Here is a 21072-nt window from a genome sequence, read left to right on the forward strand (position 1 = left end):
AAATTGGCAAAGCCACCGCCAAGTTACTTTAAACATTAACGGTGATATAGTTCGCCGTTCAGCGCCTGATAAGGAGCCTACCCCTAAAATGTCCAGCATGGTATCAAGAATTGTCATCACGGCGCTGCTTTTATCCCCCGTAACGTGCATGGCTGCCGAACAGCTAGGCTGGCAAGGGAGCGAAAGCGGACTCTCCGATCCGACCGCCGGCAATGCCGTTCTCGGGCTTCAACGCTGGCGGGTGCTCAGCCAGTCCGACAATTATTCCTTTGAAGATTATGCCGGTTTTCTGGTCACCTATCCGGGATGGCCGGAAGATACGCGGATGCAACGCAACGCCGAGCAAGCGATCAATATAAACAGTTTCTCGCCGAGCCGCGTGCTTGCCTATTTTGACAGATTCCCACCGACCACCAATGCCGGCGCCGCCAAATATGCGGTCGCCCTGCAAGCGAGCGGAATGAGTGACAAAGCCACTGCTATGGCGCGACAGGCCTGGCGTGGCGGAACTTTGACCGAGGACGATGAAGCCGCCCTGATATCGCGGTTCAGCTCGGTTTTGACCATCGACGATCATGATGCCCGGATGGATGCGCTCCTGTGGGCGCGAGCAACCCGCGATGCCGCGGGCCAGCTGTCCTTCACCTCTCCTGCCCGACGCGCGGTGTTCGCAGCCCGTCTGGCGCAACTCACCGAATCGTCCGACGCGAACGCACAGGCCAGCGCGGTCGGTGCCATTGCCCGTGACGATGCCGGCTATCTGGCGGATCGCGCGCGCTATCTGCGCAACAGCGGCCAAAGCTATGCAGCGCGTCAGTTGCTGGCCACTCGGTTGCCGCTGCGGGTCAAACCGGCCATGCCCGACACCTGGTTCGAAGCGATGCTGCTTAACGCCGAAACAGCAGCCAATGACCGGCAATGGACGATGGCCTATGATATCGCCTCGAAAATCGAGGATGCCTATGACACGCCGACACGGATAGCCGACCAGAATAGCCGCGTGCGCGACAAATATTCCGATCTCGCGTGGATCGCCGGCACTTCTGCGCTGAACGGCATGCGCCAGCCTGCCAAAGCGATCCCGATGTTCGATCTCTATGCGCAATCCTATGATTCACCCAATATCACCTCGAAAGGCTATTATTGGGCCGGTCGCGCAGCAGCAGAAGCGGGCAAGACCGAGCAAGCCAATGCCTATTTCGAGAAAGCAGCCAAATTCCCTGACTATTTCTACGGTCAATTGTCTCTGGAACGGCTCGGCCGTCCTCTGCCTGTGTTCAACCGCAAACCGAATGTCGAAATCACCGATGCCGACCGTGCCGCCTATGACGTTGACCCGCTGGTCGTCGCCGTAAAAGCTTCGGTGCGCACCGGTCCCTGGCGTGAACAGATCCGCTTTCACCGCGCGCTGGCGGCCAATGCAAAGACCGCGAAAGACTATATGCTGATCAGCGACCTTTCTACCCGCATCGGTGCACGCGATCTTGGCGTGATCAAGGGGATCAGCGCGCTGGGCTCCGGGATTGGCGCGATTGATGAAACCGCATTCCCGACGATGCCCGTACCTTTCGGCCATGAAAGTACCTGGACCCTGATCCATGCGATCACCCGTCAGGAAAGCCAATTTGCCGAAGGCGCGATCAGTCATGCAGGTGCCCGCGGCCTGATGCAGTTGATGCCAGGCACCGCTCGCGAACAGTCCGGAAAGGCAAACCTGTCATACAATCTCTCATCGCTGACCGATGATCCTCAATATAATATCAAGCTTGGCAGCGGCTATATTCAACGGATGATGGATTATTATGGCGGCAGCTACCCGCTCGCCGTCGCGGCCTATAATGCTGGTCCCGGCAATGTGAACAAATGGATCCGCGCCAACGGCGATCCGCGCATGGGCGGTATCGACTGGGTCCAGTGGATCGAGGATATTCCGATTTCCGAAACGCGCAATTACGTCAAGCGCGTGCTGGAAAATGCGGTCGTCTACGACACGAAAAACCCGCGCGGCCCGACGATCCGGAGCGATACGCCGCTAACTCGTTATATCGGGAAAAATTACAAGGGTTGATCGCAACGATGCAAACCGCTTCTCTGGCTAGAGCCATGATCAGGTTTCGATAGCGCCCCGCAACATCATTCCCACTGCATATAAAGCGCGGTGAATGTCAGCGTATCGATGATACCGTGCAACAGGATCACTGGCCAGAGATTGCGTTTCAGCAACAGGAACATAGTGCCGAAAGCCAGTGCTATACCACCGGTTACGATCGCGCCACGCCAGCCTTGATAGTAAAAATGACCATATCCGAAAAAAATCGCAGGGAGGATGACGGCGAGAACAGGAGCAAATCTGTAGCCGGAAAAAGCAGTCTGTAGTCGGCTGATAAGATAGCCCCGGAAGAACATCTCCTCACCAAAAGCTGCTGCGGTCCAGACAATCACCAGCCATAACAAGAACATAGGAAGGTTTCCTGCGACACCGCTCCATCGATCCTCCACACCCTGCGGCACATCGGACATGAAATCCAGCCCGATCGCGGGCCCTCCTTTGGTCGTCAACGCAACCACGATACCGAAAGCGACAAATACCAGCATCGCTTGCGGTATAACCATCAACTTGGCCTTGATACCGGGCAGTCGGCGCAAACCCAAAGAGGGCCAGTCGATGCCGATCCTGCGCATATACAGCGTAACCAGAGCGAGCGTCAGCAACAGCGAGACAGGACCTGCGTAGCGCCAGAACACCAAGCTCATCAAATATTTGGAGAGCAAAGCGAAGGCGACAAAACCCGATATCTCGGCCAGAATGATCCAGCGTTGCGGTTGACTGGCTTCGATCTCGATATTCGGCAATAATTTCATATACACGAAGGTGTATTATGCATACAATACTGTCAACAAATATCCGCCGCGATTAGTCCAGCAAAGCTTGGCAAGAAGGTAGCGGGATTGCCGATACCGGCCTGCTGCACTTCTCAGGCCAGTCAGGTAGCTTTGCCTGCCTCCGAGGAGGTCAGGAGTCCGGCGCTTTGCTCAGCAGCAGCGCGGAGAAACTCGACCAGTCCGGAAAGCCTCTGTCTTCGGGATCTTCCACTGCAAGCAACTTTCTTGATCTTTCCAGACCGAGGTCGATATCCTGGGGGGCAATCGCGAGATTCGTATCGAGGGAGTGAAAACTTCGTACAATTGGCTCGGAATAGTGGGAGGGCGACTCTCCAATCACGACGGCAAGTTCATCATGATTGAGGCGCACCAGCGTTCCGACAGGCAATATGCCCAGGCTATCGACAAAGTCACAAAAGATGAGTGGGTCGAAGTGACCCGACCAAGACATCATTTCTGCGAGTGCCTGTGATGCTGAAAGCGGGGCGCTATAGGGCCGCTGCGAAGTGATCGCATCATAGACATCACAGATGCTCGACATACGGGTAAAGATGCTGAGATCCGCGGCAAATATTCCTCCCGGATATCCCGTTCCGTCCATTTTTTCGTGATGCCTCAGACAGACCTCCAGCACGATGCCGCTGACGCCTTCCGATGCTGACAAGATATCGTGTCCCTGCTGCGGATGACTGCGGATCACGTTCCATTCGCTCTCGTCGAGCTTGCCTGGCTTCGACAATATACTGTCCGGAATCGCAGTCTTGCCGACATCATGCAAAAAACCGGCCATCCCGATATCGTGCATTTGCCGCTCTGGAAATCCCATTTTACGGGCCAGATTAATCATCAGGGCGCAGACCGAGACCGAATGCAAATAGCTATATTCTTCCTTGGTTTTGATAAGGGCGATATTGAGGATGATTGTTGGATCGATATTCACCGATCGGGATATCTGTTTGATCAGAGGGGTCAGTTTACGCGACTTGACCGGTTTTCCGAGACGCGCGTCTTCAAACAGAGCCATCACCGCCGCTCGCGACCGCTTGATTGTGGCGGATGCTCTGCGGAGTTCCGCTGTCCGCTCGCGCGACGTCAGTCGATTGAAGGCCGGTTGGGTAACATCCCGCAAATATGATCGGGGTCGGTCAATAGCCGAACGTTCCAGCGCCTCTACCAGTTTTGGCGAATAGACCTTCGCTTCGCCCCCTTCGAGGATTGCCAACGGTTTCGAAGATGGTGACAATTTCTTGCCACGCGATTCATCGATTGTAACCCGGGCCACGTCACTGGACACGATTTGCTCTATCTGCGCTTGGTCATCGAGCAGGAACCTTGATCGCCAAAACGGGTGGTCAAACCACGAGCCTTCCATGGAATGGATGAACATTCCCAACTCGAGTTGGCGCGTCTGGATTTTACGCAGCATCTGCCAATTCCTTCAATCCCGCTCCTCATTACCTGCTATTAACGGCGAAACCGGATGCCGCTTCAGTCGGCAATCCGTTTTTTTTAATCTGGGCTGTAACGAAACATCCTACCCGCTTGAATAGCCTTCGAACCTTTGAGATGTCCGGAGAATTTATGCCACAGACGACGCGCAATATAGCGATATTTGTATCGATCCTGCTTCTGCTGACCGTAGCCACCCAATCACTATATCTGGCGACCCTTAGCGGCGTTGGCATTGTCGACGGCTGGCCTCTGCGATCAACGATCTGGACCACGGAAATTCTGTTGTTTACCGGCATTACTATTGCGTCGCTCGTCGGTCTGGTCCGGTCTTCGGACATGCAATGGGGTTGGGCTGCACTGCTGGTATCCGGACTGATAAACATCCTCCAGTCGGGCATTGGATTGTCGATGTTCTTACCGGCCACCAAGGCAGGTGCCGAGTTTGCACCCCTTATGGGCACCCTGCTTGCGGGATCATTTCTGTTCTATAATCTCGCCAAGGCCATCCTGGGGTTGGTTGCATTGATTTTCGGACTGTCGCTGTTTCGCAATGATAAGACTTTCGGCAAAGTGGTCGGCCTGGTCAGCATGCTTGCCGGCGTGATCGCCATTGTCCTGAACATCGCAGCCGTCCGTTTGGGGCTCGGGTCAGTGCCCTTTTCCGGAGCAAGCGGCTCTGTTGCGACATTATTTGCCGGTTGCGCAATCTGGCTTTCTGCTCGCCCCGCGAAATGACATGCAGCAGTTAAGCCAGAAGGATTAGCTTAGTTTCGCGGGTATATAAAGATTCGGCCGTCATGCTTGATGACGGTCGAATTGAAACTTGCCCGAACCATTGCTCGACAGATTAATGGACTAATCCTTGGCCTCATAGCCAAATGCATTCTCTGCCAGTTTCACCAGTTTGGGATCGGCCTCCGGCAATTCCTTGGGCAACGCCGCTTCCAGGGTATCGGCGACATGAGTCATGGCCGCGATGCGCGCGGATTTTTTGTCATTGCCGTCGATCACCTTCCAAGGTGCCCAGCGCGTGTTGGTATTTTCGAACATGTCATGCATCGCATCCAGATAGTCATCGCGCTTTTCGCGGTTGCGAAAATCCTCGGCGGTGATTTTCCAGCGCTTGTGCGGCGTGTCGAGCCGTTTGGTGAGGCGTTTATCCTGCTCTTCTTGCGTGGTGTGGAAAAAGAGCTTCACCAGATTGGTGCCGCCGTCGATTTGCTGCGCTTCAAACTCGTTAATCTCGTCATAGCCGCGTTTCCATTCTGTCGGCGTACAGAAACTCTCGACCCGTTCGACCAGCACGCGCCCATACCAGCTGCGATCAAACACACCGATTTCGCGGCTACCCGGCAACTTCTGCCAGAAGCGCCAGAGGAAATGGCGATCTTTTTCTTCCTTGGTCGGGGCTCCAATCGGCCAGACATCATAATAGCGGGGATCCCATTCCCCGGTCATCCGGCGGATAGCACCGCCCTTGCCTGCCGCATCCCAGCCTTCGAACACAAGGATCGACCGGCTGCCGTGGATGATATGCTTGAAATGAATATGCGCGAGCCGATCCTGCAGCGCCTTCAGTGCATCACTATAATCACCATCAAATTTGTCGCCGGATTCATAATCGGACAGTTTTATGGTCATTTGTGCTCCATCGTCCCGCAATTGCCCCCGGGGTTCAGGGTTGGTGGCTGCATCCGTCGTCGCCCGACGCTCGGGGAACGCCGCCATCTAAGCTTCGTGCTATACTATAATACATGGGAATGAACCAACCGGTTAACCCTGTTGGCGCGTTTTAACTTTCACGGCGTCCCGACTGCCGTAATTCCCATTCATCCAGCGCTCGCCGATGGGCGCTCGTGCGGTCTATCGATTCGATCACTTCAAGCTTGCCGGGCGATATTCTGTCCGCCTCGTCATAGAGGACCAATGCAGCATCGAGATCACCGCGCTGTTCCGCGCAAAGAGCCCTATTAAATGTCAGCGAGATATGAACCTGCCCGTTCCGCGCCGCTTCGTCCCACATCCGGCAAGCCTCTGTGGCATCGCTCTTGGTCATCTTGATTGCCGCCTTGAAGAAATTTCCTTCGACCTTGGTCATCCCCTTGCGGCTTTCCAGGATTCTGATTTCTACACGATATTCTCTCGGAGCCAGATCATTGCGGATAGCGTCGGCAGTCTCGGATATCATAGACCGGATCACCGACTCGCTGCTCGCAAACTCTTCGTCATCGCCGAGACATACCGTCTGTTCCCTATTATCCGGGAAGCTCTCCGTATAAATGCTGCGACCATCACTATATCGTGTAGCTCTGACCTGCGCCCGAAAATCGATCGTGCGGGTCAGGCAATCAACCTTGATGTCCTTATAGGTGACGCATTTGTCCTTTTCACCGCGCTTTACACAGCGACGCCGCTTCGCGACCGTATCATATTGCTCGACGCCTGCGGTAACATTGCCCGAAAGGCTTGCATCTGACTGCACCGCAGACCGTCCGCCGATAATATCAAAATAGGGCTGGCCAAAAACCGTGGCTGCAGAAAGACTGTCTTCCAGTTCAAATGCCAGCGCGCGGCCGTCCGGGCCACCAAAACGCTCGATTGAAATGGACTGAATTTCAGCGAATTCCGGCGAGCTGGCCGGTGTCATCCCCTCAATAGTCAGAACCTCGGCCTGCGCGGCGGTGGAAAGACACAATATTGCGGTCAAAACGGCGATCATACCGTTTAAAAATTTGGTCATGCCCATCCCCCCCGATGTTCAATCGTCAACAAATATCGAATTTACTATGGTTTACCTGCTAACCTGTGATGATCAATTTTGCAATCCGCTCGGGGGCCTGCATCGACATGAAATGAGTGAGATCGGGCAGATAGATATCGGTGCCATCCGCAAATTCGTCCGCTAGTCCGGCCGGCGTCGGCGAACCGGCAAAATCAAAAGCGCCATCCTGGTCTATCTGCCGCGCACGCAAAATGGTTACCGGCTGGGTGATGCCGTCAATCATCGGCCAAGGATCGACCGTGGTGCTGGTCGCGTAGATAGATGCTTCGGTCGCAGGTGGACAGGCCAGTTCGAACTCGCCCTCACCGTCCGGGAGCAGTCCATATTCGCAATAGTCACGGAGCACTGCCGGGTCCCATAGCTTGTATGGATGCCGGTCCTTAAATCGTTCGATCATCGCATCCGGTCCGTCCCAGCTGTTGCGGCGCTTGGCGACCATCTCATAGGTAGCACTAAAATCTGCGGGATTTTGATAGGCGGCCCGATCCATGATCACCGGGTCGATCAGCACCAGTCGCTCGAACAGGTCCGGCAATCGCGCTGCGACCTGCACCAGACAATTGCCGCCCATGCTGTGCCCCGCGCCAACGGCGAAGCGGACCCCGAGCGATTGCACCAGTTCGGCAGTCGCGCCCGCAACATCGGTCCAGTCGGTGATGATCGGTGCGGCGCTTCGTCCGTGGCCGAGCTGATCGACCGCAATGACATGGGTACCGTCCGGAAAGGCAGCAACGACCTGGTCCCAGCAACGGGCATGAAAGCCGGTGGCGTGGAGCAGCAAGATCGACGGACCGTCACCAGCATCGCCCCATTCGAAATAACAGATATCGCCATGAGAAGACGCGAAATGATGTGTTTCGGGATTGATACTGGTCAATTCATAACTCCGTTCGTCTCGAGCGAAGTCGAGAGACATGCATCTCATCCCCACGTGTCTCGACTATGCTCGACACGAACGGAGCTGGCTATATTCTCGAGACTAGCCTTCCTTTGGCGGCTCAACCACACGAATATGCAGTTCGCGCAACTGCTTGGAGGACACCGGACTCGGCGCGCTCATCATCAAATCTTCGGCTTTCTGGTTCATCGGGAACAATACGACCTCACGAATATTCGGTTCATTTGCCAGCATCATCACGATCCGGTCGACGCCGGGAGCCGAACCACCATGCGGCGGCGCGCCGTATTTGAGCGCGTTGATCATGCCGGAAAATTCGGTGTCGACCTGCTCCTTGGTATAACCGGCAATTTCAAACGCCTTGTACATGATGTCGGGCCGGTGGTTCCGGATCGCGCCGGAGGACAGTTCGATACCGTTGCAGACAATATCATATTGCCATGCGAGAATATCGAGCGGGTCCTGATTTTCCAGCGCGTCCAGCTCGCCCTGCGGCATCGAGAATGGATTGTGCGAAAAGTCCATTTTCTTCAGCTCGTCATCATATTCGAACATCGGATAGTCGACTATCCAGCAGAATTTGAATGCATTCTTGTCGATCAGGTCGAGCTGTTCCGCTGCGCGCGTCCGTGCCAGACCGGCTAGCTTGGCCGCTTCGGCTTCCTTGCCAGCAGCAAAGAACACACCGTCATCAGGGCCACAGCCTAGATCAGCGAGCAGTTTCGTCGTGCCTTCTTCACCATGGTTCTTGGCAATCGGTCCGCCAGCGGCGCCTTCCTTCATGTTGATATAGCCGAGACCGGCGAAGCCTTCGCTACGCGCCCAGTCATTCATCGCGTCAAAGAATTTGCGGCTGTTCTTGCCCGCTTCCGGCGCGACAAAGGCGCGCACGGTGCCACCGGTCGAGGTGATCTTGTCGAACAGACCGAAACCGGAGCCTTTGAAATGCTCGCTGACGTCCTGGATGATGATCGGGTTACGCAAGTCCGGCTTGTCATTGCCATATTTCAGCATCGATTCCTTGTACGGAATGCGCGGAAATTCGCCAGCCGGAGTAACCGAGCGACCATCGGCAAATTCTTCGAACACGCCAGCAAGAACCGGCTCCAGCGTCTGGAACACATCTTCCTGGGTGACAAAGCTCATTTCGAAATCGAGCTGGTAAAACTCGCCCGGCGAACGGTCGGCGCGGGCGTCTTCGTCGCGGAAACAAGGCGCGATCTGAAAGTAGCGGTCGAAGCCGGCGACCATCAGCATCTGCTTGAACATCTGCGGCGCCTGCGGCAGCGCATAGAATTTGCCGGGATGGACGCGGCTCGGTACGAGATAGTCGCGCGCGCCTTCCGGTGAAGAGGCGGTCAGGATCGGCGTCTGGAATTCGGTGAAGCCCTGTTCGGTCATCCGGTTGCGCAGACTTGCGATCACCTTGGAGCGCAGCATCATGTTCGCGTGAACAGATTCGCGCCGCAGGTCGAGGAAGCGGTAGCGCAGGCGGATATCCTCGGGATATTCCTGCTCGCCAAAGACCGGCATCGGCAATTCGTCGGCCGGGCCCTGCATGCTGACCGTATCGGCGACCAGTTCAACGTCGCCGGTCGGCAGATTCTTGTTCATCGTTTCATCATCGCGGGCGACGACCTTGCCGGTTACCGTGACCACCGACTCAACCCGTGCGCCGTCGAGCGTCTTGAACGCCTCGCTACCGGTTTCGCTGACAATCTGGGTCAGACCGAAATGGTCGCGCAGATCGACAAACAGCAGATTGCCGTGATCGCGCTTGCGATGAATCCAGCCGGACAGACGGACTTCCTCGCCGACGTGCGAAGAGCGGAGCGCGGAACAGTTATGGGTGCGATATGCGTGCATGATGGACCTTTGGAATTGGGTGCTTTCCCGGATGGAAAGATTGCACGCGTAACACAGGTCTGCGGGCCATTTGTCAAGGCTTGAGATTGTTGGAACAGGCGGTGCGCCGCGCCTGATGCGGCATTTTGGGCGGGATAAGGCTGTCGCGCACCACGCGCAAGGAGTCGGCGGCGTACGATAGCGCTGCTAAACGCTCAAGCTTGGCTATCCTTGCGATCCTTCAGCGGATAGTCGTCGGGCCGAACCGTGGATACATTGGGACGGTCGCTCACCTTTTCCGAGGCTTTGCCGCCGGGGGTCGTATCGTCGTCCTTGTTTTCCGGCACATTGTCGGCGTCTCCATACGTCCCGCCGGCCTTGCCCTTATCCATGCCGTAGGAACTGTCCGGCCGGTGCGGAGTGCCGGGTGCTGCCCCGGGGTTCAACCGTTCATATTCGTGCGAATGTCCGGCTTTTTTCTTGTCAATCTTCGCCATGGGGGACTCTCCATTATGTTGTGTCATAATAGAATTACGCGGCCATCGCAGGATAGTTCCGCCCCTTATGGACAAGCGACCTCTATTGCATCCGTCGCAACGCGGACCTGGACTGGCGTGGTTGCCAGCACTTCGCCATCGATTGAAATCTTCAGCTTCGGTATGGTCTCCAACTGAAAGGATGTTCCGGAAAATTCACGCGTGTTGGCGTTCCGGTCTCTCAGCTTGAGCGCTTTTGCAAACCAGTCCCACATAAGCTGGATTTTACTCTTGCCGACCACGGCCTGGATCACGATCTGTCCGCTGTCGATTTCCGCATCGTCGGACAATTCCAGACCGCCATGATAGGGTCCGTTCAAAATCCGCACTTCGGTCGACCATAGTGCATGCTTTTCTTCGCCATCATCGATCATCAGCCTGAAGGGGCGGAAGCCGATGAGGCATTTCAGGGCCCAGAACAGATAGCCAAAGCGGCCCAGATAGCGCTTCAAATCATGCGGCACCGTTTCCCCGATGATCGGGGAAAGGCCCAGGGATGCAGCGTTTACAAAATAATCCTCATCGATCATGCCAAGGTCAATCGGCTTGCGATGCCCGTGCGCGATGACGTCGATCGCCCCCTCCAGATCGAGCGGCAAGCCCAGCGTTCGCGCCGAACTATTGGCGGTCCCCAGCGGCAATATGGCGAAGACGCAACCGGTACCGACAAATTCGTCCACCACACCGGAAAGCGAACCATCACCCCCGCCGACGATAACCATCGGGGCGTTCTGAACCGCTTGCCGGACAATTTCCTGAATATTGTCAGGATTCTCTACGGCCTGTGCGTCGAGCAGATTGACGCCGGCTTCAGCGAGCTTTGCCTTCGCCTCTCCGAAGAGATCCTCTCCCTTTCGGGATCCGGCGTTAATAACGAGAATGGCGTCCCGAGGGAGAGAATTGTTTTTCATGGAGAGAATACGCCGCGGCGAATGTTTGGATGCACGATGAAACTTCTTTAAGTTTCAACCGTTAGACCTGCATGGCCCGGATCGCACATTTATCTGACATTCACTTTGGCGCAAATGACCCGAACATCGTTGCAGCAACGATCGACTGGCTGAAAGAAAAACAGCCCGATCTCGTCATCATCAGCGGTGATCTGACCCAACGCGCGCGCGAGGGTCAATTTCAGGATGCCGCCGACTACCTCCGGGCACTGAGGCAAAACGGGCACAAATTGCTGGTCATCCCCGGCAATCATGACATTCCCCTATATGATGTTTTCCGGCGCTTCGTTTCGCCGCTAGGCCGGTACAAGCGCCACATTGCCCAAGATCTGTGTCCTTGGGTGGAAACAGACGAAGCCGCCATATTGGGAATCAATACCGCCCGATCCCTCACGATCAAGGACGGCCGGATCAACCGCGACCAGATGGGGCTCATTCGCCAGCGATTCACAGGCGTTGCGCCCAGTAAAACGCGAATTCTGGTTACCCACCACCCGTTGTTTGAACTGCCCATTGGCCAAGGCAACGAGCTTAGCGAAGCCGTGGGTCGGCACGAAGATGCCCTTCAGGCGATAGCCGACGCCGGCATTCATTTGACGCTAGCGGGCCATTTCCACCGCACCTATGCCGAAGCCGCCACCAAAATGGTCGCCGAAGCCGGCCCGACTTTGGTGATCCAGGCGGGTACCGCCACCTCGACCCGTCTGCGCAACCAGGAACCGCAAAGCTTCAACTGGCTCCACGTCGAGCAAGGCGACCGGATGGAATTGCAGGTGATCGTCTGGAATGGCGAAGAATTCCAGCGCGCAAGCCATGTCGGGTTTTCCCTCAAGGAAGAACAATGGCATTCGGAAGAGCTGTCCACCCACGAACAGACCACCGAATATTTCCCCGCCGCAAACGCGCAATTGACCGCCGTCGATCGCTGAAAATCCGAACGGTGACGGGAAGCTATAGCCTATATCAGCCCCAGCTTGACCAATTCGTCATTGGCAAAAACCCGCCGGTCGGTCGGGTCCGGCATCACTTGCGCTTGTGCCCATTTCCAGTTTGCGAAATTCTGCTCATAATCGCGCTTCACCCGCTGTTCGTCGAGATTGTTGGTTTTCCCCCAATGGCGGGTGAAAGCAATCCCAGCATCATCGAGCGCTTCGACGACTTTCTTGTAACCTTGATGACTGGATTCGACGTTCGGCCCGTCGAAATCGATCACGACGTTATCCGGCCAGTGCGCGGGTGCGAGCAGGCCTTGGGCTTTGCGGACGAAGCGCAGTGTCACGACCGTGCCCCCTCCCCCGCGCCGGAAACTATCGATAATCAAATCAAAGGCTTCGCTAAGCTTACTGCGATCCATTGTTACGGATCCGTTGAACAGGCTAGCAATCGGCGCGTGCTCTTCGGTCGTATGCCCCCAGGTGGCAACAGCCGGCGGATCATCAACGTCGCGATTGTCGGGATAGGCTTTCTCCATCGCCAGCTGCAATATCTCTCCCTTGAACCAGTCACTTTCCGCCATCGCCTTGCCGAGTAGGGTCAAGGCGTCATAGCCGGCTCCCATGTCCCCCGGTGGTGGGGGCTTTATGCTGGCGTCATAGGGCCGCTTGTACAGAAAACGCAGCAGACATTTTTTGTCGAAAGGGTCGAAAGGATTCATTATAAGCTGCTGGAAATAAGGCTCTTCATTCAGTCCGAATTCGCAGGAAAATTCCTTGAACTCGCCACGGCACAGCCAGTCGATATGCTCGCGCTTTATCTTCGCTGCCTTCTGGATATTCTGCACCATATAGATCGGATCGGTTTCGATCAGCATCGCGGTGACAAAGCCCATCGCCCCGACATGAATCTGGGCGGCGGCAAATATCCGGTCATCGCGGATGATCTCCGAACCGGTCTGCGCGATGAACACATCCGACAGCACTGCTTTTTCCGGCGATATCCACAATATCCGCTCCGCTGTCACCAATTGTACCGCACGGACATGATCCTGAATGCCACCCTCCTGCCAGACGCTGCCATGGGTTCCGGTGGCGCACGCCCCGGCAAAGCTCTGTCCGTTGCTGGCCCCGCCGGTTCGCAGCGATCGCCCCAGTTCCTCGGCACTTTCGTAGACTTCATCGACAGTAGCTCCGGCCTGCACCAACAACAGCGATTCCGCACCGAGATCGCAATCTGGATGCAAATCTTTGGCCGACAATTTATAGGTCCGGTTGAGCCGCAAAGTCTCGACCAGCCAACCGTCTTCCACCACATTGATCGGCGATGGTGACCAGCCCGCTCCAATCGGCCGCACCGGGATCTGACAGCGTTTTGCTTCCTTCAGCAGAGCCAATACCGTTTCTGCAACGCCCTTCAGATGCGCCCGACCGTTTACCTCTTCGCCGTTCGCCAGTTCAATCCGGTCCCTGAGATTGCACGCTGCGGTTTGATGATAGTTGGTCCAGACTTGCTGGCCGAGATGGATGACTCGCGCCATCAGGCTTCTCCCACGTCAAAATCGCCAGCATAGCAGCGATAGGCGATACTCACCTGCCGTACGAACCCGAAAGTCACCAGACAGACCAATATCGCCTTGCGGGTCATGAAGAAGCGCATGTCGTTGATGCCAAGCTGCGAACAATCATCGACTTGCAAAGATCGTCCGCGCCGCGAGGCAAAACCCCAGGCCAATATGGTGATTTCTATAGTCTTTCCGCCGACCGGCCGTGGATCAGCGACCGCCAGACAGGCGTCCCCACAAAGCGACATTGCCTGTCCAAGCACCAGCAATACCAATATCGCTATTAGAATCAGTGACCAAAATGCCATGGTTCCCCCCCTCATTTTTATCCTGCGTCCACGAATTGTTTGCGCGATGACCCGCCCGCTGTATAGGATAAAAATGCACATCCATAATTTGCTGACCGACAATCAGGACATCGCCGATATCTGTACCCGCTTTGCGACTGCGGATTTCGTGACAGTTGATACCGAGTTCATGCGCGAGAATACCTATTGGCCAATTCTCTGCCTCATCCAGATCTCGGACGGCAAGGAAGCTGCCGCTATTGATCCCCTCGCCAAGGGCGTCGATCTGGGGCCGCTGATGGAATTGCTGGTCAATAATGAAAATGTGCTCAAGATTTTCCACGCCGGTGGACAGGATGTCGAAATCATCCACAATATTACCGGCAAGACCCCGCATCCGATTTTCGACACCCAGATTGCGGCGATGGCGATCGGCCAGAGCGAACAGATCGGCTATGCCAATCTGGTCGACAGCTGGCTCGGGATCACGCTCGACAAAGGTGCACGCTTCACCGACTGGTCGCGGCGCCCGCTCAATGCTCGCCAACTGGAATATGCCGTGGCCGACGTCACCCATCTCGCCAAAATTTTCCCGATGATGCTGGAAAAATTGCGCGAGACCGGTCGTGGCATGTGGATCAATGCCGAGATGGAAAAGCTCGCCGATCCTGACAATTACGTAAATGATCCAGAGAAATCCTGGCTGCGGGTCAAGTCGCAGGGCCGCAATCTCGACATGCTAGGAAGGCTGAAAGCACTCGCCGCATGGCGCGAACGCGAAGCACAGTCGAAGGACCTGCCGCGCGGACGGATCATGCGCGATGAAACTTTGGCGGATATTGCCGCGCACCCTCCCAAGGATCAAAACAAGCTGGGGCAAGTCCGTGGACTTTCCGCTGGCTGGAAGAACAATGATATCGGTGCGCGCTTGATGGATATCATCGAACAGGCCGAGCCGCTGTCCAAGGATGATCTGCCGTTGAAAATTGGTCGTCGCCCCAAAAATGGCAAATCCAACGCTTTGGTCACAGATCTGCTGAAGCTATTGCTCAAAATCCGTTCAGCAGAAATGAACGTCGCCTCCCGCTTGCTCGCGCGCGCCGATGATCTTGAAAGCATCGTCGCCGGAGAACGCGAAGGCGTCGGGCTCTTGGAAGGCTGGCGCTATGAAGAATTTGGCCGCGACGCACTGGATCTGGTCGAAGGCCGAGTGAGCTTCACGGTCAAGGATGGCAAATTGAAAATGACCCACCAGCAAGAGGGCGACGCACCGATAAGCGAATAGCTACGGTGTCGCACTAGACTCCCGTAATGACCGGTTCCAGTCCCATCATATTCGCCAGATTTGCGTGCCGCTTGGCCACCGCGTCGCCGTAAAGGTCCATTAAGTCACTGGCAACCGTCAGCTCCAGTTTCTTGCCCGATTTCCGGATCTGTGTCTGTTCCAGCGGATTGCGGGTGCCGCCGCTGAGCCGCTGTCCCAACCGCATGGCCAGTCCCCAGCAAATGGCGCGCTTCGTTGCCTGTTCATCGGCTAGCTGTCCGCCACCGGGAAAGATATGATTGCCGCCCCCGAAACTAGTAAACAGCGCCTGCCCCAGCATCTCACGTTCCGAGCCGGTGATACCGACCCAGTTGCCATGCAATCCGATCTCCAGCCCGCGCTCAGCCCGAAAATTGGGGTTCGCGCGCCAGGCAACATCGCCCAAATTGCAGGCGGCCTGACGAATACGGTGCCATTCAGCCGGATCGTCGGAAAAAATCTCGCTAATCCACTCACCCAGCAATTTGCTGTTCGCGGGGAAACGGGCTTGAGCGGTTCCGGCGTCTTCCGTCGCGAGCAACAACGGGTCATGCGCGGCTTCATGTTTGCTGATGTTCTGGAACAACATACCTTCTCGCACGCCATATGCAGAAACAACCATCTTGCTGCTGTTCAGATAGCGCACGAGCATGGACAAAAGCCATGCGGCATCATTGAGCGTCGGGATGCGAGATGCAGAAAGACCTGGCACACTCTTCAGTTTGTCCCTGTTCAATTGAGCCAGCCGCCTGACCAGCCGCTGCGCGCGTCGAGGTTCCATTTCGTAATTGTGAATGACCGGGAGCGGATAATTGCTGTCAAACATATCCAGCCGGGCCAGTGAACGCCACGATCCGCCGACGAGATAGAAAGGCAGCTGCTGCGCCTGCTTCTCCCAACCGGTTTTTTTGAGCATTTTCCGTATCTGCGTCTTCAGGCCATCCGTATCCTGGGCTCGCGAATCCGCAACCCTGAACACGCCGAGCGGGAATGAATAGCGGTCGAGCACTTTGCCCTTCTCAATCATCGCCAGCTCCAGGCTACCGCCACCGAGATCTCCCACGATACCGGTTGCATCCGGTATTCCGGAAATAACGCCCAGCGCCGCCAGTTCCGCTTCCTCCTCGCCCTTTAGCACCGCCACATCATAGCCGATCTCGCGGGCGGCCTTCAGCAGGTCATCACCGTTGCTGGCATCGCGCACAGCAGCGGTGGCGAAGGCCAATATACTATCGACTTCCATATCTGTGCACAGGCGATGAAAACGTTTCAGGCCGCGCACTGCGAGCGCCATCGAATCCTCGCCAATCGCACCGGTTGTCGACAATTCGCGTCCCAGTCCCGCCATGACCTTTTCGTTGAACAAAGTCGCAGGGACCCTCGCCGGCCCTTGATAAACAACCAGACGAATAGAGTTGGAGCCTATATCGACAATGGCAGTACGCCGGTTGGATTGCCTTTTTTTCTTCTGAAGAAAATTTGACACTGATCCTCCTGTTCCGGGGACTTCGGTCACGCTTTTTCCTTGCGGCGGCGCAAGCTGAGCCGGGGAACCGCATTGCTTTTCTTAAGCGCCTTGCCGCGTCCGGAAAGTGACGGATTGGTCATAAAATAGCGATGCAGGTTGAACGGCTTGTCGGAAGGCTTCACTCTTGTGTAGCTGCCGTCGGCATTTAATTCCCAGCTCTGTTCGTCATCAATCAAATTGGCAACCATGACCTGATCCAATATCTGGTCATGAACGGTCTTGTTGGTAATCGGCATCATATATTCCACGCGCCTGTCCAGGTTACGCGGCATCCAGTCAGCCGACGAAATATAGAGCTTTGCTCCGTCATTCGGTAATTCCCTGCCATTGCCGAAGGCCCATATACGGCTGTGTTCCAGAAAACGGCCAACCACCGATTTTACCCGGATATGATCCGACATGCCCGGCACATCCGGACGCAGGCAACAAATGCCCCGAACGACCAGATCAATTTCGACACCGGCATTGCTCGCCTGATATAATTTCTCGATCAACGCCGGATCGACAAGGGAATTCATCTTCGCCCAGATCATACCCGGCTTGCCAGAACGGACATTGTCGATTTCCTTGTCGATCAGTCCCATCAAATCTTTGCGCATATTCCGCGGCGACATCGAGATCAGTTCCAGTTCCTTGGGTTCGACATAGCCGGTGATATAGTTGAACAATTGTGCCGCATCCCGAGCCGCCCGGGGATCTGCCGTAAAAAAGCTGAGATCGGTGTAGATTTTGGCGGTAATCGGATGATAATTGCCGGTACCAAAATGACAGTAAGTGCGATAGCCTTCCTGCTCCTTGCGCACGACCATCGATATTTTCGCGTGGGTTTTCCATTCGATAAACCCGTAAACGACCTGTACGCCGGCTCGCTCCAGCGCGCTCGCCCAGAGCAGGTTCTGCTCTTCATCAAAACGTGCTTTGAGTTCAACGATCGCGGTTACCGATTTACCGGCTTCCGCTGCATCGATCAGCGCCCGGATGATGGCAGATTGCTTACCCGCACGATAGAGCGTCTGCTTGATCGCAACGACATCCGGATCGGCAGCGGCCTGTCGCAAAAATTCGATTACCACCTCGAATGATTCATAGGGGTGATGAACCAATATGTCTTTGTCGCGAATAGCGGCAAAACAATCACCGCCATGATCGCGAATACGCTCGGGGAAACGCGGGCTATAAGGAGTGAATTTAAGATCCGGACGGTCTTCATCGACCAATATATCGAGATCGCCAATGCCGACCAGACCGTTGATCCGGCTTTCGGTCGCGCCTTCATGCAACAAATGCTCGCGTAACATCGCGACCACTGGCTCGGCGAGTTTAGGCCCCATTTCCAAACGAATCACGTCGCCCCGACGGCGGCGTTTGATCGCGCTGCGGAAATAGCGCACGAGATCCTCGGCCTCCTCCTCGACTTCGATATCGCTGTCACGGATGACCCGGAACAAACCGCTGCTTTTTACGATATAGCCCGGGAATAGAATATCGGGAAATTCCTGAATAGCGGTTTCGACCGACACATAGATTGCCGACTCTCCCGGCAAGCGAATGAAGCGGGGGAGACCGGAAGGGATCATCACCAACTCTCTTATACCCTGATTATCCGATTCCCTGACCAGATCAAAAACCAGACTCAACCCCTTGTTGGGAATGAATGGAAAAGGGTGGGCCGGATCGAGCGCCTGCGGGGTCAAGACCGGGAAGATCTGGTCAAGAAAATGCTGTCTGAGCCAAGCCTTGGAATCATCGATCAGTGCGTCGACGGTGGAAACAAATATATCTTCTTCCGCCAAGGTTTTAGACAAAGCCGACCACACACGCTGCTGATGTTCGAGCAAAGTATCGGCGCGGATCGCTATGGCGTCCAACTGTTGCGTTGGGGTCAGACCATCGGCCGACCGCTCCTCTATTTTCTGGCGATATTGGCCCACCAATCCGGCAAAGCGAACCATGAAAAATTCGTCAAGATTATTACCGGAAATCGACAGGAAGCGCAGCCGTTCCAGCAATGGATGGGCGCTATTTTCAGCCTCTTCGATAACCCGCTCGTTAAAGCCCAGCCAACTTATTTCGCGATTAAAATAGCGCTGACTGGCATCTTCCGTGAGATTACCAGTACCCCCGAGTAACATATCCTCGTCGAGCGTCTCTGCAACTGGATCATCCATCGCTTATCCATCAACCTTTTCATCACCAGTGTCAAAAAAGCCCAGCGCGGATTTCACAATAGCCAAGTTTATCGGCTTTTTCGTCTCAATCGCAAGCGCATCCATTTTTTGTGCCAGTTTCCGGACCATTCCGTAGGACCGGGTCATCCGCTTTTCCAGATAGCGTAAAGCGTCTTCGGATATCGTTAATCCGCGGACGGCAAAATATTTTTGAAAGAGACCATCGATCATAGCTTGATCGGGCGCGCCAATTTCCAGATGTAGCGATGCGGCGAGACGGGATTTCAGATCGGGAAGTAAAATACCCCATTCCGCCACTGGCTCAGCAGACAATAATAGCAGCGGCCTTTTCTCGCTATTTGCTCGATTCCATAGATGGAATATCTCGGTATCCTCGCATTCTGACGCATCCTCAAGGCAAAGCCCGCCGCTTTCCGCCTTGAATGCCGCCGCCATCGTCGTTTTGCCGGAGGCTTCAGGTCCGGTCAAAATCATCGTATGATGGGTCCAATCCCGCCAATTTTGCAGTTGCTGGTGAACTTCGGCGTTGGCGGCGGTCACCAGATATCCGTCCTGTTCCGGCGGCGGTCCTTGTTCAAGCGGTAAGGCTATCTGGCTCACGGTCTCGTTTCCTTACTGTCCGGAACGACTGATACGCAATGTGCCTGCTCCCTGTTGAACTTGCCAGCCTTGGGACCGCAGCGCCTGAGCAAGAGCCGCGATATCACCCCTATAAGTCACGCTCATGACCGAAACACCGCCAAGCGCGAGGCTGGATGTCGAAGCAGAGGCGACCCCGGGGATCGCCCGCACCGACGATTCTCCGCGCCCGACCGCACCAACATCCGGCGTATCAAACTGCAAAGAAACGCTGGTCGTGGCAGCTGGACCTGCTCCAGGCGCTTCGCCGGCAGTTTCTGATGTAGTGGTGGTTGCCACGCTTGCAGCAGCTTCGCTAACACCAACCTCGTCCGCCACATCATCACCGAGATCGAAATCGGCAAGATCCAGATCGTCAAGATTAAAGGGATCTTCTACAATCAGCGACTTGTCTGTTTTCAATATGCCGCGCGCCAGGGCGCTGGCATAAATATTATCCAGTTTTACGATACCCTGATCCAACATCTTGGGAATATCTTCGCTCCGGTCCACTTTCAGCGAAAAACTGCCGATATATTTATTGTCGGGTCCATAACGTGCGGTAAATCGCGCTTTAACTGGCCCACCGGGATACATATAGGTCAATCGGACGATAGGTATTACGACATCGGCTGCGCCAAACTGATCCAATATATTCCGCCACCACCGCCGACTCGGGCGGTTAGCCTGCCCAGCGGTTAATACGAGCGATTCGCTATCTGATCCATAAGGGCGGACATAATCAATCGCGCTTTCACCGGAGCGGAAACGTGCCCAGGCTTTTTGCCATTCTGTGCGGCTTTCGAACACTTGGGCTGATCCCCCGCTCCACATGATCGGCAGGACCAGCATCGGCGGAGACCGCAATCTTCGGCCACTAACACCCAGAATCGAGCCGGCTCTGGCCCGATCGAACATCACGCCCAGTGTTGCGATATAGCGCTTCGGTCCGATCTGCTCCTGCTCAACGACGATCGCGGAGACGATCGTATTGAGCGTCCCGTCAGGCAGGCCGGCGCTTTCCCCGCCCTGTGTGCTTTTGTACAACATCTTCCAAGCCAAGCGCTGCGCTTCTTCCCACCCCTTTTTACGGGCATCAAAGGCATTATCCCCATGGACATCGACTTTCACGCCCATGACCTCGAAGTCGCCAGTGCTGGCGAGCGGTGCAACTCCGCGTTCTGTGCCGTCGAGCTGCGCATAGACGACCGCCACGGCGAGCATCATTACAGCCGCGATGATGGCGGCAATCTTGATCCTGAAGTCAGTCAAAATACTCATTTGCGCCCTTTTGACGATTATGG

The 21072-nt window shown here is 55.5% G+C and carries 18 protein-coding genes; 4 read left to right on the plus strand and 14 right to left on the minus strand.

The genetic code is table 11. The annotated features are described in order from the left end of the window. Window positions 1–88: 88 nt before the first annotated feature. Window positions 89–2068 carry a lytic transglycosylase domain-containing protein gene (locus AAC060_RS10940; protein ID WP_339826052.1) on the plus strand — a complete coding sequence of 660 codons (1980 nt, stop codon included), beginning with the start codon at window positions 89–91 and terminating at the stop codon, window positions 2066–2068. 65 nt (window positions 2069–2133) lie between these two features. On the opposite strand, the gene AAC060_RS10945 is transcribed toward AAC060_RS10940, so the two are convergent. Next, window positions 2134–2862 carry a CPBP family intramembrane glutamic endopeptidase gene (locus AAC060_RS10945; RefSeq protein ID WP_339826055.1) on the minus strand — a complete coding sequence of 243 codons (729 nt, stop codon included), beginning with the start codon at window positions 2860–2862 and terminating at the stop codon, window positions 2134–2136. A 151-nt stretch (window positions 2863–3013) separates the two neighbouring features. Then, window positions 3014–4309, minus strand: coding sequence for an HD-GYP domain-containing protein (locus tag AAC060_RS10950; protein WP_339826057.1), 1296 nt, complete (start codon window positions 4307–4309; stop codon window positions 3014–3016). 155 nt (window positions 4310–4464) lie between these two features. Between AAC060_RS10950 and AAC060_RS10955 the strand changes: the two genes are divergently transcribed. Next, window positions 4465–5070 (plus strand): hypothetical protein, encoded by a 606-nt coding sequence (locus AAC060_RS10955; RefSeq protein WP_339826059.1) that lies wholly within the window; start codon window positions 4465–4467, stop codon window positions 5068–5070. A gap of 120 nt (window positions 5071–5190) precedes the next feature. Here the strand turns inward: AAC060_RS10955 and AAC060_RS10960 are convergent, their stop codons facing one another. The 6 genes from AAC060_RS10960 to AAC060_RS10985 all read right to left on the minus strand — a co-directional run bounded on the left by AAC060_RS10960 (window position 5191) and on the right by AAC060_RS10985 (window position 11307). After that, a complete protein-coding gene (locus AAC060_RS10960; RefSeq protein ID WP_339826061.1) occupies window positions 5191–5976 on the minus strand; it encodes a polyphosphate kinase in 786 nt (261 codons plus the stop codon). A 151-nt stretch (window positions 5977–6127) separates the two neighbouring features. Beyond that, entirely contained in the window at window positions 6128–7075 is a 948-nt protein-coding gene (locus AAC060_RS10965) for a hypothetical protein (protein ID WP_339826063.1), read from the minus strand. A 58-nt stretch (window positions 7076–7133) separates the two neighbouring features. Next, a complete protein-coding gene (locus tag AAC060_RS10970) occupies window positions 7134–7994 on the minus strand; it encodes an alpha/beta hydrolase (RefSeq protein ID WP_339826065.1) in 861 nt (286 codons plus the stop codon). Between the two features lie 102 nt (window positions 7995–8096). Beyond that, window positions 8097–9881 carry an aspartate--tRNA ligase gene (aspS, locus tag AAC060_RS10975; protein ID WP_339826067.1) on the minus strand — a complete coding sequence of 595 codons (1785 nt, stop codon included), beginning with the start codon at window positions 9879–9881 and terminating at the stop codon, window positions 8097–8099. Window positions 9882–10075: 194 nt separating this feature from the next. Then, window positions 10076–10357 (minus strand): hypothetical protein, encoded by a 282-nt coding sequence (locus AAC060_RS10980; RefSeq protein WP_339826069.1) that lies wholly within the window; start codon window positions 10355–10357, stop codon window positions 10076–10078. Window positions 10358–10422: 65 nt separating this feature from the next. Next, a complete protein-coding gene (locus AAC060_RS10985) occupies window positions 10423–11307 on the minus strand; it encodes a diacylglycerol kinase family protein (RefSeq protein WP_339826072.1) in 885 nt (294 codons plus the stop codon). Window positions 11308–11378: 71 nt separating this feature from the next. Here AAC060_RS10985 and AAC060_RS10990 point away from each other — a divergent pair, with 71 nt between their 5' ends. Continuing rightward, entirely contained in the window at window positions 11379–12275 is an 897-nt protein-coding gene (locus AAC060_RS10990; RefSeq protein WP_339826077.1) for a metallophosphoesterase, read from the plus strand. Window positions 12276–12304: 29 nt separating this feature from the next. Here the strand turns inward: AAC060_RS10990 and AAC060_RS10995 are convergent, their stop codons facing one another. Further along, complete coding sequence (locus AAC060_RS10995; RefSeq protein WP_339826079.1) at window positions 12305–13819, minus strand: FAD-binding protein; 1515 nt, start codon at window positions 13817–13819, stop codon at window positions 12305–12307. Beyond that, window positions 13819–14151 (minus strand): hypothetical protein, encoded by a 333-nt coding sequence (locus AAC060_RS11000; protein WP_339826081.1) that lies wholly within the window; start codon window positions 14149–14151, stop codon window positions 13819–13821. Before AAC060_RS11000 ends, AAC060_RS10995 begins: the two co-directional genes overlap by 1 nt. Before the next feature lie 73 nt (window positions 14152–14224). On the opposite strand from AAC060_RS11000, the gene rnd reads away from it, so the two are divergent. Beyond that, on the plus strand, window positions 14225–15415 hold the full coding sequence (gene rnd, locus AAC060_RS11005; protein ID WP_339826084.1) for a ribonuclease D: 1191 nt from the start codon (window positions 14225–14227) through the stop codon (window positions 15413–15415). Between the two features lie 13 nt (window positions 15416–15428). On the opposite strand, the gene AAC060_RS11010 is transcribed toward rnd, so the two are convergent. The 4 genes from AAC060_RS11010 to AAC060_RS11025 are packed head-to-tail and all read right to left on the minus strand — an operon-like array spanning window position 15429 to window position 21049. Continuing rightward, window positions 15429–16919, minus strand: a complete 1491-nt coding sequence (locus AAC060_RS11010) for a Ppx/GppA family phosphatase (protein ID WP_339826087.1) — start codon at window positions 16917–16919, stop codon at window positions 15429–15431. 26 nt (window positions 16920–16945) lie between these two features. Beyond that, complete coding sequence (locus tag AAC060_RS11015) at window positions 16946–19093, minus strand: RNA degradosome polyphosphate kinase (protein ID WP_339826347.1); 2148 nt, start codon at window positions 19091–19093, stop codon at window positions 16946–16948. Between the two features lie 39 nt (window positions 19094–19132). Then, a complete protein-coding gene (locus AAC060_RS11020; RefSeq protein ID WP_339826089.1) occupies window positions 19133–19750 on the minus strand; it encodes an ATPase in 618 nt (205 codons plus the stop codon). 12 nt (window positions 19751–19762) lie between these two features. Further along, a complete protein-coding gene (locus AAC060_RS11025; protein WP_339826091.1) occupies window positions 19763–21049 on the minus strand; it encodes a heavy-metal-associated domain-containing protein in 1287 nt (428 codons plus the stop codon). Between the last annotated feature and the right edge of the window lie 23 nt (window positions 21050–21072).

It is taken from the genome of uncultured Parasphingorhabdus sp. (assembly GCF_963975555.1).
Taxonomy (GTDB): Bacteria; Pseudomonadota; Alphaproteobacteria; order Sphingomonadales; family Sphingomonadaceae; genus Parasphingorhabdus.

What these genes read in the sequence shown, in the direction of transcription:
- AAC060_RS10940 (WP_339826052.1), top strand. Translation starts at nt 89, where the DNA reads ATGTCCAGCATGGTATCAAGAATTGTCATCACGGCGCTGCTTTTATCC.
- AAC060_RS10945 (WP_339826055.1), bottom strand. Translation starts at nt 2,862, where the DNA reads ATGAAATTATTGCCGAATATCGAGATCGAAGCCAGTCAACCGCAACGC.
- AAC060_RS10950 (WP_339826057.1), bottom strand. Translation starts at nt 4,309, where the DNA reads ATGCTGCGTAAAATCCAGACGCGCCAACTCGAGTTGGGAATGTTCATC.
- AAC060_RS10955 (WP_339826059.1), top strand. Translation starts at nt 4,465, where the DNA reads ATGCCACAGACGACGCGCAATATAGCGATATTTGTATCGATCCTGCTT.
- AAC060_RS10960 (WP_339826061.1), bottom strand. Translation starts at nt 5,976, where the DNA reads ATGACCATAAAACTGTCCGATTATGAATCCGGCGACAAATTTGATGGT.
- AAC060_RS10965 (WP_339826063.1), bottom strand. Translation starts at nt 7,075, where the DNA reads ATGACCAAATTTTTAAACGGTATGATCGCCGTTTTGACCGCAATATTG.
- aspS (WP_339826067.1), bottom strand. Translation starts at nt 9,881, where the DNA reads ATGCACGCATATCGCACCCATAACTGTTCCGCGCTCCGCTCTTCGCAC.
- AAC060_RS10980 (WP_339826069.1), bottom strand. Translation starts at nt 10,357, where the DNA reads ATGGCGAAGATTGACAAGAAAAAAGCCGGACATTCGCACGAATATGAA.
- AAC060_RS10985 (WP_339826072.1), bottom strand. Translation starts at nt 11,307, where the DNA reads ATGAAAAACAATTCTCTCCCTCGGGACGCCATTCTCGTTATTAACGCC.
- AAC060_RS10990 (WP_339826077.1), top strand. Translation starts at nt 11,379, where the DNA reads ATGGCCCGGATCGCACATTTATCTGACATTCACTTTGGCGCAAATGAC.
- AAC060_RS10995 (WP_339826079.1), bottom strand. Translation starts at nt 13,819, where the DNA reads ATGGCGCGAGTCATCCATCTCGGCCAGCAAGTCTGGACCAACTATCAT.
- AAC060_RS11000 (WP_339826081.1), bottom strand. Translation starts at nt 14,151, where the DNA reads ATGGCATTTTGGTCACTGATTCTAATAGCGATATTGGTATTGCTGGTG.
- rnd (WP_339826084.1), top strand. Translation starts at nt 14,225, where the DNA reads ATGCACATCCATAATTTGCTGACCGACAATCAGGACATCGCCGATATC.
- AAC060_RS11015 (WP_339826347.1), bottom strand. Translation starts at nt 19,093, where the DNA reads ATGTTACTCGGGGGTACTGGTAATCTCACGGAAGATGCCAGTCAGCGC.
- AAC060_RS11025 (WP_339826091.1), bottom strand. Translation starts at nt 21,049, where the DNA reads ATGAGTATTTTGACTGACTTCAGGATCAAGATTGCCGCCATCATCGCG.